The organism is Ralstonia sp. 22111, from assembly GCF_052045895.1.
GTDB lineage: Bacteria > Pseudomonadota > Gammaproteobacteria > Burkholderiales > Burkholderiaceae > Ralstonia > Ralstonia wenshanensis.
Genome location: NZ_JBQEPR010000001.1, coordinates 796,760 through 811,124 on the forward strand (window position 1 = coordinate 796,760; position 14,365 = coordinate 811,124).

The 14,365-nt window shown below is 61.4% G+C and carries 15 protein-coding genes; 11 read left to right on the forward strand and 4 right to left on the reverse strand.

From position 1 onward, the window contains the following. Positions 1 to 99 precede the first annotated feature (99 nt). The 10 genes from recA to ACTJK4_RS03790 all read left to right on the forward strand — a co-directional run bounded on the left by recA (position 100) and on the right by ACTJK4_RS03790 (position 9,893). Entirely contained in the window at positions 100 to 1,158 is a 1,059-nt protein-coding gene (gene recA, locus ACTJK4_RS03745; RefSeq protein WP_232042046.1) for a recombinase RecA, read from the forward strand. A 96-nt stretch (positions 1,159 to 1,254) separates the two neighbouring features. Next, positions 1,255 to 1,734: a recombination regulator RecX gene (recX, locus tag ACTJK4_RS03750; RefSeq protein WP_260803021.1), complete on the forward strand. Its 480-nt coding sequence runs from the start codon at positions 1,255 to 1,257 to the stop codon at positions 1,732 to 1,734. Positions 1,735 to 2,020: 286 nt separating this feature from the next. Beyond that, entirely contained in the window at positions 2,021 to 2,647 is a 627-nt protein-coding gene (locus ACTJK4_RS03755) for a DUF2889 domain-containing protein (protein ID WP_232042048.1), read from the forward strand. Between the two features lie 66 nt (positions 2,648 to 2,713). After that, positions 2,714 to 3,880, forward strand: a complete 1,167-nt coding sequence (gene sucC, locus ACTJK4_RS03760; RefSeq protein ID WP_092973140.1) for an ADP-forming succinate--CoA ligase subunit beta — start codon at positions 2,714 to 2,716, stop codon at positions 3,878 to 3,880. A gap of 88 nt (positions 3,881 to 3,968) precedes the next feature. Beyond that, positions 3,969 to 4,850 (forward strand): succinate--CoA ligase subunit alpha, encoded by an 882-nt coding sequence (gene sucD, locus ACTJK4_RS03765; protein WP_116575903.1) that lies wholly within the window; start codon positions 3,969 to 3,971, stop codon positions 4,848 to 4,850. A 160-nt stretch (positions 4,851 to 5,010) separates the two neighbouring features. Continuing rightward, entirely contained in the window at positions 5,011 to 5,706 is a 696-nt protein-coding gene (locus tag ACTJK4_RS03770; protein ID WP_440816832.1) for a TerC family protein, read from the forward strand. A gap of 180 nt (positions 5,707 to 5,886) precedes the next feature. Beyond that, the gene (locus tag ACTJK4_RS03775; RefSeq protein WP_440816107.1) at positions 5,887 to 6,486 is read left to right on the forward strand and encodes a pilin; all 600 of its coding nucleotides are present in this window, start codon (positions 5,887 to 5,889) and stop codon (positions 6,484 to 6,486) included. Between the two features lie 92 nt (positions 6,487 to 6,578). Further along, positions 6,579 to 7,388, forward strand: coding sequence for a TfpX/TfpZ family type IV pilin accessory protein (locus tag ACTJK4_RS03780; RefSeq protein WP_440816109.1), 810 nt, complete (start codon positions 6,579 to 6,581; stop codon positions 7,386 to 7,388). A 116-nt stretch (positions 7,389 to 7,504) separates the two neighbouring features. Next, a complete protein-coding gene (locus ACTJK4_RS03785) occupies positions 7,505 to 9,241 on the forward strand; it encodes a Wzy polymerase domain-containing protein (RefSeq protein WP_440816112.1) in 1,737 nt (578 codons plus the stop codon). A 169-nt stretch (positions 9,242 to 9,410) separates the two neighbouring features. Next, a complete protein-coding gene (locus ACTJK4_RS03790) occupies positions 9,411 to 9,893 on the forward strand; it encodes a pilin (protein WP_440816114.1) in 483 nt (160 codons plus the stop codon). A 42-nt stretch (positions 9,894 to 9,935) separates the two neighbouring features. Here the strand turns inward: ACTJK4_RS03790 and moaC are convergent, their stop codons facing one another. Beyond that, positions 9,936 to 10,412, reverse strand: a complete 477-nt coding sequence (moaC, locus tag ACTJK4_RS03795; RefSeq protein ID WP_440816117.1) for a cyclic pyranopterin monophosphate synthase MoaC — start codon at positions 10,410 to 10,412, stop codon at positions 9,936 to 9,938. Between the two features lie 105 nt (positions 10,413 to 10,517). Here moaC and ACTJK4_RS03800 point away from each other — a divergent pair, with 105 nt between their 5' ends. Beyond that, positions 10,518 to 12,221 carry a beta-barrel assembly-enhancing protease gene (locus ACTJK4_RS03800; RefSeq protein ID WP_440816120.1) on the forward strand — a complete coding sequence of 568 codons (1,704 nt, stop codon included), beginning with the start codon at positions 10,518 to 10,520 and terminating at the stop codon, positions 12,219 to 12,221. Positions 12,222 to 12,236: 15 nt separating this feature from the next. Here ACTJK4_RS03800 and ACTJK4_RS03805 read toward each other — a convergent pair whose 3' ends face one another. From ACTJK4_RS03805 to ACTJK4_RS03815, 3 genes are read right to left on the reverse strand one after another with little or no spacing between them, the layout of a single operon-like run. Then, positions 12,237 to 12,818 (reverse strand): DUF2946 family protein, encoded by a 582-nt coding sequence (locus ACTJK4_RS03805; RefSeq protein ID WP_440816123.1) that lies wholly within the window; start codon positions 12,816 to 12,818, stop codon positions 12,237 to 12,239. Continuing rightward, positions 12,811 to 13,887, reverse strand: a complete 1,077-nt coding sequence (locus ACTJK4_RS03810; protein WP_440816126.1) for a YheT family hydrolase — start codon at positions 13,885 to 13,887, stop codon at positions 12,811 to 12,813. Before ACTJK4_RS03810 ends, ACTJK4_RS03805 begins: the two co-directional genes overlap by 8 nt. A 34-nt stretch (positions 13,888 to 13,921) precedes the next feature. Beyond that, positions 13,922 to 14,362, reverse strand: coding sequence for a YybH family protein (locus ACTJK4_RS03815; RefSeq protein ID WP_009239042.1), 441 nt, complete (start codon positions 14,360 to 14,362; stop codon positions 13,922 to 13,924). Positions 14,363 to 14,365: the final 3 nt, after the last annotated feature.

Below are 14,365 nucleotides of genomic sequence, written 5' to 3' on the forward strand. Positions count from 1 at the left end.
GCGTCGGGGCAATCAGCCAGCGGCCCGTTGTTGCAGGCAACCGCTGGAATCGCAAGCCCTTGCGGCCCATTTATACACCAATTTGCACGAAGGACGACCATGGAAGACGGTAAGAAGGCAGCCGCGATGAGCGCGGAAAAGCAGAAGGCGCTGGCTGCCGCGCTCGCGCAGATCGAAAAGCAGTTCGGCAAGGGCTCCATCATGAAGATGGGCGACGCCGAGGTCGAGCCGGTCCAGGTCGTGTCGACGGGTTCGCTGGGGCTGGACGTGGCGCTGGGCGTTGGCGGCCTGCCGCGCGGCCGCGTCATTGAAATCTACGGTCCGGAATCGTCGGGCAAGACCACGCTGACACTGCAAGTGGTTGCCGAGATGCAGAAGCTGGGCGGTACTTGCGCCTTCATCGACGCAGAACATGCGCTTGACGTCACTTATGCTGACAAGATTGGCGTCAGCGTGCCGGACTTGCTGATCTCCCAGCCGGACACGGGTGAACAGGCCCTGGAAATCGCCGATGCGCTGGTGCGTTCGGGCTCGGTCGACCTGATCGTCATTGACTCGGTGGCCGCGCTGGTGCCGAAGGCTGAAATTGAAGGCGAAATGGGCGACGCGTTGCCTGGCCTGCAGGCCCGTCTGATGAGCCAGGCGCTGCGCAAGCTGACCGGCACCATCAAGAAGACCAATTGCATGGTCATCTTCATCAACCAGATCCGCATGAAGATCGGCGTGATGTTCGGCTCGCCGGAAACGACCACGGGTGGTAACGCGCTCAAGTTCTACGCTTCGGTGCGTCTGGACATCCGCCGCATCGGCTCGATCAAGAAGGGCGACGACGTGGTCGGCAACGAGACCAAGGTCAAGGTCGTCAAGAACAAGGTGGCGCCGCCGTTCCGCGAGGCCATCTTCGACATCCTGTATGGCCAGGGCGTGTCGCGCGAGGGCGAAATCATCGACCTCGGTGTGGAAGCCAAGATTGTTGAAAAGTCCGGCGCCTGGTACAGCTACGGCGGCGAGCGCATCGGCCAAGGCCGCGACAACTGCCGTGAATACCTGCGTGAGAACCCCGACCTTGCCCGCGACATCGAAAACAAGGTTCGCGAAGCACTGGGCGTGACGCCGATGGGCGCCATCGCAGTGGCCGAGGAAGTCGGAGAAGAGTAATTGGGTTGGCCGTCGACGCAGATCGACGGCTCTATCGAGCTTCATACGCCTGCCGTCCCCCAACGGTGGGCGTTTTCTTTTTGAGCCTGGAACCGTATGCCGTTGCCGCGCCCACCGTTATCGCTCAAGGCTCGTGCGCTGGGCTATCTGTCTCGGCGCGAGCACAGCCGCATCGAATTGCGCCGTAAGCTGGCTCCGCACGCCGCATCCGCCGAGGAGGTCGACGCGCTGCTGGATTGGCTGGAAGGCGAGAACTGGCTCTCCAACACACGGTTTGCCGAAAGCATGGTGCACCGCCGCGCAGGTCGCTACGGTACAGCGCGCTTGATGCAGGAGCTGAAAACGCATCAGCTGGGCGCAGAGACGCTCGGCGAGGTCAAGGCCCAACTGCAAAGCACGGAAGCGGCACGGGCGAAAGCCCTGTGGGAAAAGCGCTTCGGCCGCCCACCGGCCGACTTGGCCGAACGGGCCAAGCAGGTGCGATACATGATGGCGCGTGGATTCTCCAGGGCCGTAGTCTCGCGCATCATTGCAGGCGCCGATGAACTGCTCGAAGATGGGGACGGGGCGGACTGAATACTGTCGATCTTGCAACAATTCGTCCGGACAATTCATTTGTGTGCGGATCGCGTGAGTTGCACCTCTCGAGGTTGTTGCAACCACTTTCACACTGCATTGCAGCACGCGACCTGCCCGGTCGTGGCGACGTGTTAAAATCCAAGTCTTTGATATCGCCCTCAATTCTGGTTGCTGGGCGGTAGTGTTCGTGTGTGGCGGCTGATGCGCTTCTACATACGTCCTGCAGGCGATGCGCGAGATCCGCGTGCGCCGCCTCCATCGGTCCTATCGGTCTGTCTGGTCCATGCCTCTGTCTGCCCCCGTCCCGCGCGTCATGCGCCACCGCCGTGCCATCACGGTGGAGGCCTATTTGCGGGAAGACGGCTTGTGGGACATCGAAGCGCGCCTGACCGACACCAAACCACGCGACATCCCCCTGGCCAGCGGCGGCGTGCGCCCCGAGGGCCAGCCGCTGCATGACCTGTGGCTGCGCGTGACGATCGATACCCGCATGAACGTCGTGGATGCCGAAGCGTGTTCCGACTGGGTGCCGTACCCCACACATTGCGACACGATTGGCCCCGCCTACCGAAAGCTCATCGGCCTGAACCTGATGAAGGGATTTCGAAAGGCCTCGCGTGAGAGACTTGGCGGCGTGGCGGGTTGTACGCACCTGACTGAGCTGTGTGGCGTGCTGCCGACCGCCGCCATCCAGGCCTTCGCGGGCGACGTCTTCCCGGTGCGCGACAACTCGAACGACCTCCGGCCTGTGGAGCCCGGTGAAAAGCCGCCTTATCAACTCCACGGCTGCCATGCCCTGCACCTTGAGGGCGAGGTGGTCCGCAAGCATTACCCGCGCTGGTTTGCATATCAGCCCGAAGCCAAGATCCAACCGCCACCCACCGAACTGTCGCCTGAGCCCTCGTCCTGAAGGGCACCGCGCTGTTCGCGTTTTCAATACTCATCACACTCACTCTGCCTAGCAAAGGAAACACGCATGAATATCCATGAGTACCAAGGCAAGGAAATCCTGCGCAAATACAATGTGCCGGTTCCGCGCGGCATTCCGGCCTTCTCGGTCGACGAGGCTATCAAGGCCGCAGAAACCCTGGGCGGCCCGGTGTGGGTCGTGAAGGCGCAGATTCATGCGGGCGGCCGTGGCAAGGGCGGCGGCGTGAAGGTGGCCAAGAGCATGGAGCAGGTCAAGGAATACGCCAGCAGCATCCTGGGCATGACGCTGGTGACGCACCAGACCGGTCCGGAAGGCAAGCTGGTCAAGCGTCTGCTGATCGAAGAAGGCGCGGACATCAAGAAGGAACTGTACGTGTCGCTGGTGGTGGACCGTGTGTCGCAGCAGGTCGCGCTGATGGCCTCGAGCGAAGGCGGCATGGACATCGAAGAAGTCGCAGAATCGCACCCGGAAAAAATCCACACGCTTCTGATCGATCCGCAAGCCGGCCTGCAAGACGCCCAGGCTGACGACATCGCCCGCAAGATCGGCGTGCCCGACGCGAGCGTGCCGCAAGCCCGCCAAGCCCTGCAGGGCCTGTACAAGGCATTCTGGGAAACCGACGCTTCGCAAGCTGAAATCAACCCGCTGATCCTGACCGGCGACGGCAAGGTCATCGCGCTGGACGCCAAGTTCAACTTCGATTCGAACGCGCTGTTCCGTCACCCGGAAATCGTGGCCTACCGCGATCTGGATGAAGAAGATCCGGCTGAAATCGAAGCTTCGAAGTTCGACCTAGCCTACATCTCGCTCGACGGCAACATCGGCTGCCTGGTGAACGGCGCCGGCCTGGCCATGGCCACGATGGACACCATCAAGCTGTTCGGCGGCGAGCCGGCCAACTTCCTCGACGTGGGCGGCGGTGCCACCACCGAGAAGGTGACCGAAGCCTTCAAGCTGATGCTGAAGAACCCGGACGTGAAGGCCATCCTGGTCAACATCTTCGGCGGCATCATGCGTTGCGACGTGATCGCCGAAGGCGTGATCGCGGCGGCGAAGGCTGTGTCGCTGTCGGTGCCGCTGGTCGTGCGCATGAAGGGCACCAACGAAGACCTCGGCAAGAAGATGCTGGCTGACTCGGGTCTGCCCATCATTGCCGCAGACACGATGGCAGAGGCCGCCGAGAAGGTCGTGGCCGCAGCCGCCGGCAAGTAAGCCGCCCGCTGACCCAACCATACGCGAACGCGAGTTGCGCCCGCTGCTGAGTACGTCGGCGCGGCTCGCTGCATAAAAGGATTACAGCATGTCGATTCTGATCAACAAAGATACCAAGGTCATCACCCAGGGGATCACCGGCAAGACCGGCCAGTTCCACACCCGCGGCTGCCGCGATTACGCCAACGGCAAGAACTGCTTCGTCGCAGGCGTGAACCCGAAGAAGGCCGGCGAAGACTTCGAAGGCATTCCCATCTACGCAACCGTCAAGGACGCCAAGGCCCAGACCGGCGCGACCGTGTCGGTGATCTACGTGCCGCCCGCAGGCGCCGCTGACGCCATCTGGGAAGCTGTCGAAGCCGAACTGGACCTGGTGGTTTGCATCACCGAAGGCATCCCCGTGCGCGACATGATGATGGTCAAGGACAAGATGCGTAAGGCCGGCAGCAAGACGCTGCTGCTGGGCCCGAACTGCCCGGGCCTGATCACGCCGGACGAAATCAAGATCGGCATCATGCCGGGCCACATCCACCGCAAGGGCCGCATCGGCGTGGTGTCGCGCTCGGGCACGCTGACGTACGAAGCCGTGGGTCAGCTCACTGCGCTGGGCCTGGGCCAATCGTCGGCAGTCGGCATCGGCGGCGACCCGATCAACGGTCTGAAGCACATCGACGTGATGAAGATGTTCAACGACGATCCGGAAACGGACGCCGTGGTCATGATCGGTGAGATCGGCGGTCCGGACGAAGCCAACGCGGCTTACTGGATCAAGGACAACATGAAGAAGCCGGTGGTTGGCTTCATCGCTGGCGTGACCGCGCCTCCGGGCAAGCGCATGGGCCACGCCGGCGCGCTGATCTCGGGCGGTGCCGACACCGCGCAAGCGAAGCTCGACATCATGGAAGCCTGCGGCATCAAGACCACCAAGAACCCGTCGGAAATGGCACGTCTGCTCAAGGCGATGCTGTAATCGGCAAGGTTTGAGGTTATGCGAGAACGGGAGGCCTGGCCTCCCGTTTTTGTTTGGTCGCGACGCAGCATGCGATCCAGGCACGACATGTGTATAAGCAAACAAGATGCTGCAAGCGGGCCCACCGCAAGCCCACCCCAAGGACATCTACGAGAACACTATGGCGCTCACCTCAAGCGCATTCTGGTTCGCACTCGGCTCCATCATCCTGACCAACATCGTGCTGTCGGGCGACAACGCGGTCGTCATCGCGCTGGCCGCGCGCAACCTGCCCAAGCGCCAGCAGAAGCAGGCCATCTTCTGGGGCAGTGCCGGCGCCATTGTGCTGCGCGTGGTGTTGACCGTGCTGGCCGTCAAGCTGCTTGCGCTGCCATATCTGAAAACGATTGGCGCGCTGCTGCTCGCCTACATCGGCGTGAAGCTGCTCACGGAAGCCGAAGATGAAGCTGCCGATCGCCATCAGCGTGCCGGCCTATGGCCCGCCATCCAGACAATCCTTATCGCCGACTTTGTGATGTCGCTCGATAACGTCGTCGCCGTGGCCGCCGCAGCCGAGAAAGGGCCGCCGGGAACGACGTTTCTGCTGCTGGTGCTGGGGCTTGGATTGTCGGTACCGCTGATCGTGTTCGGCAGCACGCTGCTGGTGGGGATCATGGCGCGCTTTCCGGTCATCATCACGCTCGGGGCGGCGCTGCTTGGTTATCTGGCTGGCGACATGCTGGTCACCGATCCGATTGATGCGGCGTGGTTTGAGCGCGCGGTGCCACATCCGGATGTGGTGGTGGGGCTGCTTGGCGCTCTGCTTGTAGTGGCGCTAGGCCGATGGCTGAGCCAGCGAACGTTGCATCGTGCGTAAGTGATCCATGGTTCTCAAATTGACGAACTTCGTCAACTAGTGTCAAAAGATGTCACACTCTGTCACGTCGCTCATACGAACCGCGTCAGCTTTTCGCTGACAGGCACGGCTTTTCGGCTGGCACGGTCCATGCTGTATCTCCCCCCGCATCATCTTTAACCAAACAATCCGGGGGATTTCATGAAGTCGATGCGACTCAACAAGCGTGTCCAGAAGGGTTTCACGCTGATCGAACTGATGATCGTGGTGGCGATTGTCGGTATTCTGGCTGCCATCGCGCTGCCGGCTTATCAGGATTACACGGTGCGTACGCGCATCACCGAAGGCCTGAGCTTGGCTGAGCCAGCAAAGACGACGCTGGCTTCTGAGGGGGTGTCTTCGCTGATCGATATGGGGAATGTTGAGTACAACTGGAATCAACAGGCAAACAAAACCGGCGCAACTTCCAAGTTTGTTACATCGGTTCTGTTTGACCCCGCAACGGCTCCTGCCGCTGCAGGTACGGCTGCAACAGCTAACCCCGTTATTGTGATCACCTATGACGCAAACTCGGTTGGTGTGACGGCTGCGGCTAACACGGTGACCTTGACTCCTTGGATGCGCGACGGTTCGAATGGTGGTAAGGGTCAAAGCGCTTTTGCTGCCGTAACCGCTGGTACCTCGGGCGCTCTGGATTGGGGCTGCGCGTCGGCGGTGAACAGCACCGCAACGGCAAACGGTATCACGCCAGGCATCGCGGGAACTCTGCTGGCTAAGTACGCTCCGGCGCAATGCCGATAATTGGCTTTGCCGCTGAATAGAACACGTCCTTAAAAAAGGATTCCAGGAAAACTGGAATCCTTTTTTTATGCGCATTCCGAGTCTTTACTAGAATGAGGCGATTTAAAAAATCGGCAAATGCGGTCCTGATTGATCATGCGAGAGTGCGAGCAGCTGTCAAGGCTGCGTTCATCCATCTTGGTTTGAGTCTTGTTGTGGCGGCACTAACTGCCGCCGTCATGTTCGGTCTATGGTTTCCGTACCCCTACCGTGAGCTTGCAGGTGGTCAGCATCTCTTCTGGATTGTGATTGGGGTGGATGTCGTCTGTGGTCCGCTACTCACAAGCGTGCTGTTTAATCCAGCCAAGTCTCGCCGTGAACTAACACTGGACCTATCGCTGGTTGCATTGGTGCAGCTCGCGGCGTTGCTTTATGGCCTACATAGCGTGACTTTGGCGCGCCCAGTGATTTTGGCCTTCGAAACAGATCGACTGGTCACTGTTTCGGCGGCGGAGATCAATACCGCTGATTTGCCGCTTGCACCGGCCGGCTTCCAAGCACTTTCATGGACAGGCCCTGTACTGATCGGGACGCGCACCCCGAAGGACGGGAGCGAAACGTTGAAGAGCATCGAACTGTCGACGCTAGGAATCGAGCCGAGCGCCCGCCCCGGCTGGTGGCAACCCTACGAAAAGAGCCGACCCGTCGTACGACAACGCATGAAAAGGCTTGATGCGCGGCGCGCCAAATTGCCATCGGAGAAACAAGCCATCATCGACGAGGCTGCCAAGAAGACCGGCCTGCCAGTCGATCAGCTCTACTACCTGCCGCTTGTCAGCAAAAAGCAACTCGATACATGGATTGCGTTGCTCGATGCGCAAGGCACGATCAAAGGCTACGCACCAATCGACGGGTTCGAGTAAGCGGTTTTCGCCCGCAAACACTGGTGTGGCGAACGGCCCCTAAGCTAAACTAGCCCGCCTAGCAAGAGCGCCTTCGGGCGCTCTTTTCGTTAGCATCTCCGTAGTCCTACTCATCGATGCGCCGATTCTCCGTTTTGCTCTTGCCAGTCTGGCTAGCCCTGGGGGCGTGCTGGGCGATCCCGTTCCTGGTCGCGCCACATACCTATCCAATCCCTACGTTCTATTCCGAGTGGGTGGCAGCCGCGTGCTGGATCGCGCTGGGGGTGGCGGTATTGGGCGCAACGTGGGGGCAAGCCGTTGGTCTGCCGAGAGTCGCGCTCGCGCCACTGGCATTGATTGCAGTGCTGATCCTGCAATTGGCGATTGCGCCACCGCTCAATCCGTTTTTCTCTGCCGGAGCCATAGCGGCATTGTTAGCGGCGGCAGTCATCTGCGGCTTAGGCGCACGGTGCCGCGACCTGCCTGGCGTGCTGGACGCCATCGCAGTTGCCGTCACCATTGGTGGTTTGCTTACGGTGGCGATTGAGTTGGTGCAAGTGTTCCGTGTGCCGAATCTGCCGGAGACATTATTCTCGATGACCCCCACAGGTGGTGCGCGGCGCATGTGGGGCAATCTGAATCAACCCAATCACGTCGGCTCGTATCTGGCGTTCGGGTTGGCGGCATCTCTCTTCTTGGGCAATCGGCACAAGAAGTGGCTCGGATTGCTAATGGTCGCGATGCTCACCTTACTGTTGGGCATGGCATTGACCTTCTCGCGAGTGACTTGGCTCCATATTGCGGTGGTTGGGCTGCTGGCCGGCATACCGCTTGCTGCAGAAACGCGTGGCCGTGCATGGCCGATCCGATTGCTTGCACTCAGCGCCCCTGTACTGCTGCTAGCACTGGCGTATCAGACCTGCGGCTGGCTGGTCGCACTCGCCAATGGCGCTTGGAATCTGGATCTGCCAGGATCCATGGGGCAACGCATGCACGAGGGCGTCGGCCTACGCCCGCTACTTTGGAAGCATGCTTGGCACATCTTCCTCACGCATCCTTGGCTCGGCGGCGGGTGGGGCGATTACGCATGGAATCAATACGTCCAAACGGACACGGTCGGCCCAGTCGAGATGTCGATGAATGCACACAACATCGTGCTGGACTTATTGGCAAAGGTGGGCGTGGCCGGGTTGCTGGCGGTGGTGGTTCCGCTTGCTTGGTGGGCGCTTGGTTTGCCCAAGCGACTGCGGTCTCCGGAGGTGGCATTCCTGTCTGCCGTGATTGCCGTGATGGTTGTGCACTCGCTGGTGGAATACCCCCTTCACTACGTGTTTTTTCTATTTCCGTTTGCCTTTGCTTTGGGATTGCTCGACAGCAAGGCCTTGCGATTTCCTTCCCCGCCCGTAGCGTGGGTTTGCTCGGGTGTGATCGTTGTATTGGGTGCGGTGCTTCTTGCCCGTCTGTGGGCGGACTACCGCTCGGTGGAGCGGCTCTATTTCGTACCAGGTGCGCGCGGCGCATCGGCGGGATACCCGGGCGGCGGCCCCCTGTTGCTAACCCCTTATGCAACGTTGGTCGTCGCTATGAACGCCTCCGTCAACGAGCAGACTGCGCCGATGCTGGTGAAGCTGGAGCGACAAGCGGTGCAGTTCTACCCCGCATCGTCGACGATCCAGCGGTACGCCTTGGCGTTGGCATTTGAAGGTAGGACCGAGGAGGCAGTCATTCAGGTTCGACGCCTCTATAGTCACTACTGGACGGATTTTGCTGCGCAGAGCTTCTTGCTGAGCCAGACCTGTCAACGCAACTTTGGCAGCTTAAAGACGTTTTGTTCGCGCCTGAAATCAGAAAAGCTACTCGCTAACGCAGATTGATGGAAAATTCAATCTTGGTTTTCTGAATTTAATGCAGCGACTTTTCTTTAAGATTTGGATTATGCGCTGGTAAAAATTCGTTGCCGGACGTCGAACTTGCAAAGTTGTCCACTACTCTCGCTTCACTCTCGATTTCGAGTGAAGTGAAATCATAAATTGTGGAGAATCTATGCGAGTTCAGTATCGAAGCAAATCTCGTCGGCAACGAGGCTTCACCCTCATTGAGCTGATGATCGTGGTTGCGATTATTGGCATCTTGGCTGCTATTGCTGTCCCGCAGTATCAAGACTACGTGACGCGTTCAAAGTGGGCGGAAGTGTATACACAGATACAACCTTTGAAACTGGCAATTGCGGAGTGTGCCCAAAAGAATAGCGGCACGATTGCCGGAACGTGCGATACCCCCGACCTCTTAAAAGCGGAAATAGGCTACGAGAATCTTCCAGATCCTCTAAATGCGAAGGTGACTCTCGACAGCGGGGGTGTCATTAACATGGCGGGAAAACCGGCTGTCGGTAGCTGCACGGTCACCGCCACTCCCGACAATAAGACCAACGCGAACGTGCTCGCGTGGGTTATGGCTGGCGTAGGCGCTCAGCCGTGCAGCAAATCGAAGACTGGAGTGTCTGTGGCGGAAAAGGCTGAAACTTAATACAGCAAGAAAGAGCGCTCGATGAGCGCTCTTTCTTGTGCATCAATCGGCCACCCACTCCCCCGACTTCCCCCCTCGCTTCTCCACCAACCGCACATCCCCAATCACCATTCCCCGATCCACAGCCTTGCACATGTCGTAGATGGTGAGCAGCCCCACCTGCACCGCAGTCAGTGCTTCCATTTCAACACCCGTCTGCCCACGCGTCTCCGCTCGGACCGTACAGCGGACCGCGCTTGCGGCCTCATCCAAGGCAAACTCCACCCCCACCTTCGTCAACGCCAATGGATGGCACAACGGAATCAAATCCGACGTTCGCTTGGAGCCTTGAATTGCGGCAACACGCGCAATCGCCAGCACATCGCCTTTCTTGGCGTTGCCATCGCGCACCAGCGCAAACGTCTCGGGCAACATGCGGATCGTGCCGGTGGCGACGGCCACGCGGTGCGTGACGGCCTTGTCGCCGACGTCGACCATATGGGCTTGTCCGGCGGAATCGAAGTGGGTGAGTTGCGACATGAGTGACAGCGCGTTTTGCGGGGCAGGGTGCGAAGCGTTTTATGATAGCAAGCACCCGGCTTGCGGCGATGTGGCCGCGCTGATTCCGCTCTCCGTGCTTTCCGTATGACGCTTTCACTTTTTCGGCCGCGCGTCCGCAAGCTGACGGCTGCTGTGTTGTTGTCGACGTGGCTGGCGCCCCTGCCGCTGCCCGTGCTGGCGCAGGCGGCGGCGTCCACGCCGGCGGCCTCGGTCAACCCGGGGTTGGGCTCTGCTGCGGCGGCGGATCAGGTGCAGAGCAACCTGAATCGCAGCGTGCAGATCGGCCGGCAGTCGCCGTATTTGCCGAAGGAGCCGGCTGTTATTGACGCGCCGACGTACGAGTTGCCCGATATGGGCGATCCGTCGACGGCGTCGCTGTCGCCGGAGATGGAGCGCCGTCTGGGCGACCGTGTGATGCGCCAGATACGCCGCGATCCGGATTTCGTGCCTGACCCGCTGATCACCGATTACCTGAATACAATCGGCTACAAGCTGATCGAAGCGGCACGCCGTCAGCACGTGGCGGGCAGCACGTCGGCGTCGAGTTTTGAGCTGTTCGCCGTGCGGGATCCGGGCATCAACGCGTTTGCGCTGCCGGGCGGCTACATCGGCGTGAACACGGGTACGTTGGTTGCGACCGAGAGTGAATCAGAGCTGGCCTCGGTGCTCGGCCACGAAATCGGCCACGTGCTGCAGCGGCACATTGCACGCGGCATCGATAAATCCGGTGAGTCGATGTGGATTGCGCTGGCGTCGATCCTGCTGGCGGGTCTTGCGGCCACCAAGAGCGGTGACGCCGCCCAGGCGCTGGCGATGGGTGGGCAGGCGGCGGCAGTGTCGAACCAGCTCGCTTTCTCGCGTGGCGCAGAGCGCGAGGCCGACCGCGTCGGTTTCACGCTGCTCACCGGCGCTGGCTACAACCCCGACGGCATGCCGGAATTCTTCCGTCGTCTGCAGCGCGTCACGAACATTGCCGATACTGGCGTGATTCCCGGTTATGCGCGCACTCACCCGCTGACCGGCGAGCGCATCGCCGACATGGAAGACCGCGCGCGTGGCCTGCCACATCCGCGCCAACCGCGCCGGCCGGAATTTGGCTTCGCGAAGGCGCGTGCACGCGTGCTGCAGGAAACGTCAACAAGCGCCTATATCGACGTGCGAAATGCGATGCGCTCGCAGTTGTCGTCGGCACCGGATGCGCCGGTCGAGAAGCGCGCGGCGCTCTGGTACGGCGTGGCCGTCGCCAACCAGATGGCCGGCCGGCTGGATGACGCTGAGCAGGCGCTGCAGGAGGCGCGACGCCTGTACGGCAACATTCCCGGCATCACATCGGGCAGCGTCGAGCTGGACGTAACGGCCATCGAACTGGCACGCGCTCGTAACCGCGCATCCGAGGCGTTGACGTTGGCGCGCGCAGCACTCACTGCGTATCCGCTGTCACGCGCGGTCGGCATCACCTATGCGCAAACGCTGCTGACGGCCGGCCGGGCCGATGACGCGATTCCGTATCTGAAAGACAAGACCCGCGAAGACACCGCCCAGCCAATCTGGTGGGACATGCTTGCCCGGGCGTACGCCGACAAGGGCAAGCGCGTTGAGCAGCATCGCGCGCTGGCGGAGAAATACGCACGGGATGGGGCGTGGGGGTCGGCGGTGGAGCAACTTAAGCTCGCACGCGATGCGGGAGATGCCGATTTCTACACGCTATCCGAAGTGGATGCGCGCTTGCATCAGATGGAGCGGCAATACCGTGAAGAGAAGGCGGAAGACAAGGCGTTGCCCAAATAGGGCGCGCAGTTGAGGCTATTCCGCTGGCCGGGTTACGAAACCATAGCGCTTTGCGACTTCGGCGCTCGCAATTGGCTCAATGTCGAACGTCCGATCCCCCAGGTTCAGCGTACCCAGCGCGGCTCCGCATGCGTCTGCGTGCCATTGGGCCAACGAGGAGAACGGCTCGAGATCGTGGTCGTGCAGCAGGGCAATGGTCTCTTCTGCTTCGCATCCGCCGACGCGGCCCGAGAGCAGCACGCTGCCGTGTTCGTCGACAAAACAGCCGCTCGGCGAGAACGCAGCGCCGGTGGTTGTCGTGAACGCTGGCGGCGCGCAGTCGGCTGACAGCCGCGCCACCCACGGCGTGTAATCGAGTTCAACAAACACCCGCTGCGGCCCGTTCTGGAAGAACCAGCGCCCGGCATCGTCATGCGCGTAGTTGCGCACGATGAAGTCGATGAGCGCCGCATGGCGAATTGGCTCGCCGGACAATTTGTTGGCCTGCGCGTATTCGTTGCGCATGCGCCATTGGCCGCGCCGATCCAGCGCCAGCCAGCCAAAGCAATTCGGCACGTTCGGCCACTTGGCCATCGCCTGGCGGACGATGTCATCCATGAGCATCCTCCGCGTTGGCTTGGCGGCCCAGTACGTCATCGAAAAAGCGCAGGACGCGCGCAGGCATCCAATCCACGCGGCCCGTCTTGCCATGGCGCAGCAGGAAGCCGACGTGGCCGCCGTGCAGCGGCTGGTCCAGCGTGATGTCGGGTGACACGTCGGCCGGGCCGGGCAGGTGTTGTCCGGGCAGGAACGGATCGTTGCGTGCGTTCAGCACCAGCGCCGGCACACGCACCTCGCGCAGCACGGGTTTGGACGAAGCGCGCGTCCAGTAGTCGAGCACGTCGCGAAAACCGTGCAGCGGTGCGGTGACGAGATTGTCGAATTGGCCCAGCGTGCGCGTGGCCATCATGGCGGCGCGGTCGTACAGACCGGGGTGCTGGTCGAGCTTGGCGTTGGCCTTGTCCTTGAGCGTGCGCAGAAACATCCGCGTGTAGACCATGTTGAAGCCCTTGGACAACGCTGCGCCGCCGGCCCGCATGTCCAGCGGCGCAGACACCGTCGCTGCGGCGCTCACGTAGCGGGCATCGGTACCGTGCTCGCCGAGGTAGCGCAGCAGCGCATTGCCGCCCAGCGAGATGCCGACGACCAGCAACTTGCGGCCCTGCGGCTGGCAAACCGTCCGATACAGGCGTTCGAGGATCCACGCAACCTCCGCGCCATCGCCGCAGTGGTACATGCGCGGCGCGAGGTTCATCTCGCCCGAGCAGCCGCGGAAGTGTGGAATGACACCTTGCCAGCGGCGTGCGCGCAGCGCGTCCATCAGCAGCCGCGCGTAATGGCTGCGCGAATCGCCTTCCAGGCCATGAAACATGACGACGAGCGGCGCGTTCGCGTCGGTCTCATGCGTGGTCCAGTCGAGGTCGATGAAGTCGTGGTCGGGCGTGTCCCAGCGCTCACGCCGATACGCAATGCGCGGAAAGCGCCACAGGCGCGCGGGCACGATCGTTTGCGCATTGCCGCCGATCAGCCACCACGGCGAACGAAATGCGTGCGGCTCGAACGGCCCTGCAAGCAGGGCGCTCAGATTCAGTTCAAGAGGAGTGGCGTGGCGAGACGGGTGGGTCATCGAAAAAGACGGCGGCCACGCCAAGCGCGGCAGCTTAGTGCAGGGAATGCGTGACGCTGGCGATGGAAGCGGCCACGCGTTCTTCGGCGGCCTGGCTGGAATGCACGTGGGCGATGCGCCAGCCTTCGTGGTTCTGCATCAGCACGTAGGTCGTGTGCACGTACAGATCGGCTTCGGTGGCGGTGGCCGAGAAGCGCAGCGCTTCCGTGGCTTCGAAGATGGATACGCCCAGCGACGAATGCACCTGCTGCGAGAGGCATTCGATCCAGACCGGGTTCTTTTCGACCAGCGCATCGAGGCAGCCGCGCAGCTGCTCGTGGCCGTGCAGGCGCTGGCCGTCGGGCAGGATAAAGCTCACCGAATCTTCATCGAGCCACAGCTTGAGCGCGCCGTCGGCATCGCGGCGCTTGAGCGCATCGCGATAGGCTTCGAGGATGTCCTCGGCGGCTTCGAACAGGCGGGCAAATCGTGGCATGGC

Bases quoted from the DNA above. Each gene is read 5' to 3' on its own strand.
- recA (WP_232042046.1), top strand. From the start codon at position 100: ATGGAAGACGGTAAGAAGGCAGCCGCGATGAGCGCGGAAAAGCAGAAG.
- recX (WP_260803021.1), top strand. From the start codon at position 1,255: ATGCCGTTGCCGCGCCCACCGTTATCGCTCAAGGCTCGTGCGCTGGGC.
- ACTJK4_RS03755 (WP_232042048.1), top strand. From the start codon at position 2,021: ATGCCTCTGTCTGCCCCCGTCCCGCGCGTCATGCGCCACCGCCGTGCC.
- sucC (WP_092973140.1), top strand. From the start codon at position 2,714: ATGAATATCCATGAGTACCAAGGCAAGGAAATCCTGCGCAAATACAAT.
- sucD (WP_116575903.1), top strand. From the start codon at position 3,969: ATGTCGATTCTGATCAACAAAGATACCAAGGTCATCACCCAGGGGATC.
- ACTJK4_RS03770 (WP_440816832.1), top strand. From the start codon at position 5,011: ATGGCGCTCACCTCAAGCGCATTCTGGTTCGCACTCGGCTCCATCATC.
- ACTJK4_RS03775 (WP_440816107.1), top strand. From the start codon at position 5,887: ATGAAGTCGATGCGACTCAACAAGCGTGTCCAGAAGGGTTTCACGCTG.
- ACTJK4_RS03780 (WP_440816109.1), top strand. From the start codon at position 6,579: ATGAGGCGATTTAAAAAATCGGCAAATGCGGTCCTGATTGATCATGCG.
- ACTJK4_RS03785 (WP_440816112.1), top strand. From the start codon at position 7,505: ATGCGCCGATTCTCCGTTTTGCTCTTGCCAGTCTGGCTAGCCCTGGGG.
- ACTJK4_RS03790 (WP_440816114.1), top strand. From the start codon at position 9,411: ATGCGAGTTCAGTATCGAAGCAAATCTCGTCGGCAACGAGGCTTCACC.
- moaC (WP_440816117.1), bottom strand. From the start codon at position 10,412: ATGTCGCAACTCACCCACTTCGATTCCGCCGGACAAGCCCATATGGTC.
- ACTJK4_RS03800 (WP_440816120.1), top strand. From the start codon at position 10,518: ATGACGCTTTCACTTTTTCGGCCGCGCGTCCGCAAGCTGACGGCTGCT.
- ACTJK4_RS03805 (WP_440816123.1), bottom strand. From the start codon at position 12,818: ATGGATGACATCGTCCGCCAGGCGATGGCCAAGTGGCCGAACGTGCCG.
- ACTJK4_RS03810 (WP_440816126.1), bottom strand. From the start codon at position 13,887: ATGACCCACCCGTCTCGCCACGCCACTCCTCTTGAACTGAATCTGAGC.
- ACTJK4_RS03815 (WP_009239042.1), bottom strand. From the start codon at position 14,362: ATGCCACGATTTGCCCGCCTGTTCGAAGCCGCCGAGGACATCCTCGAA.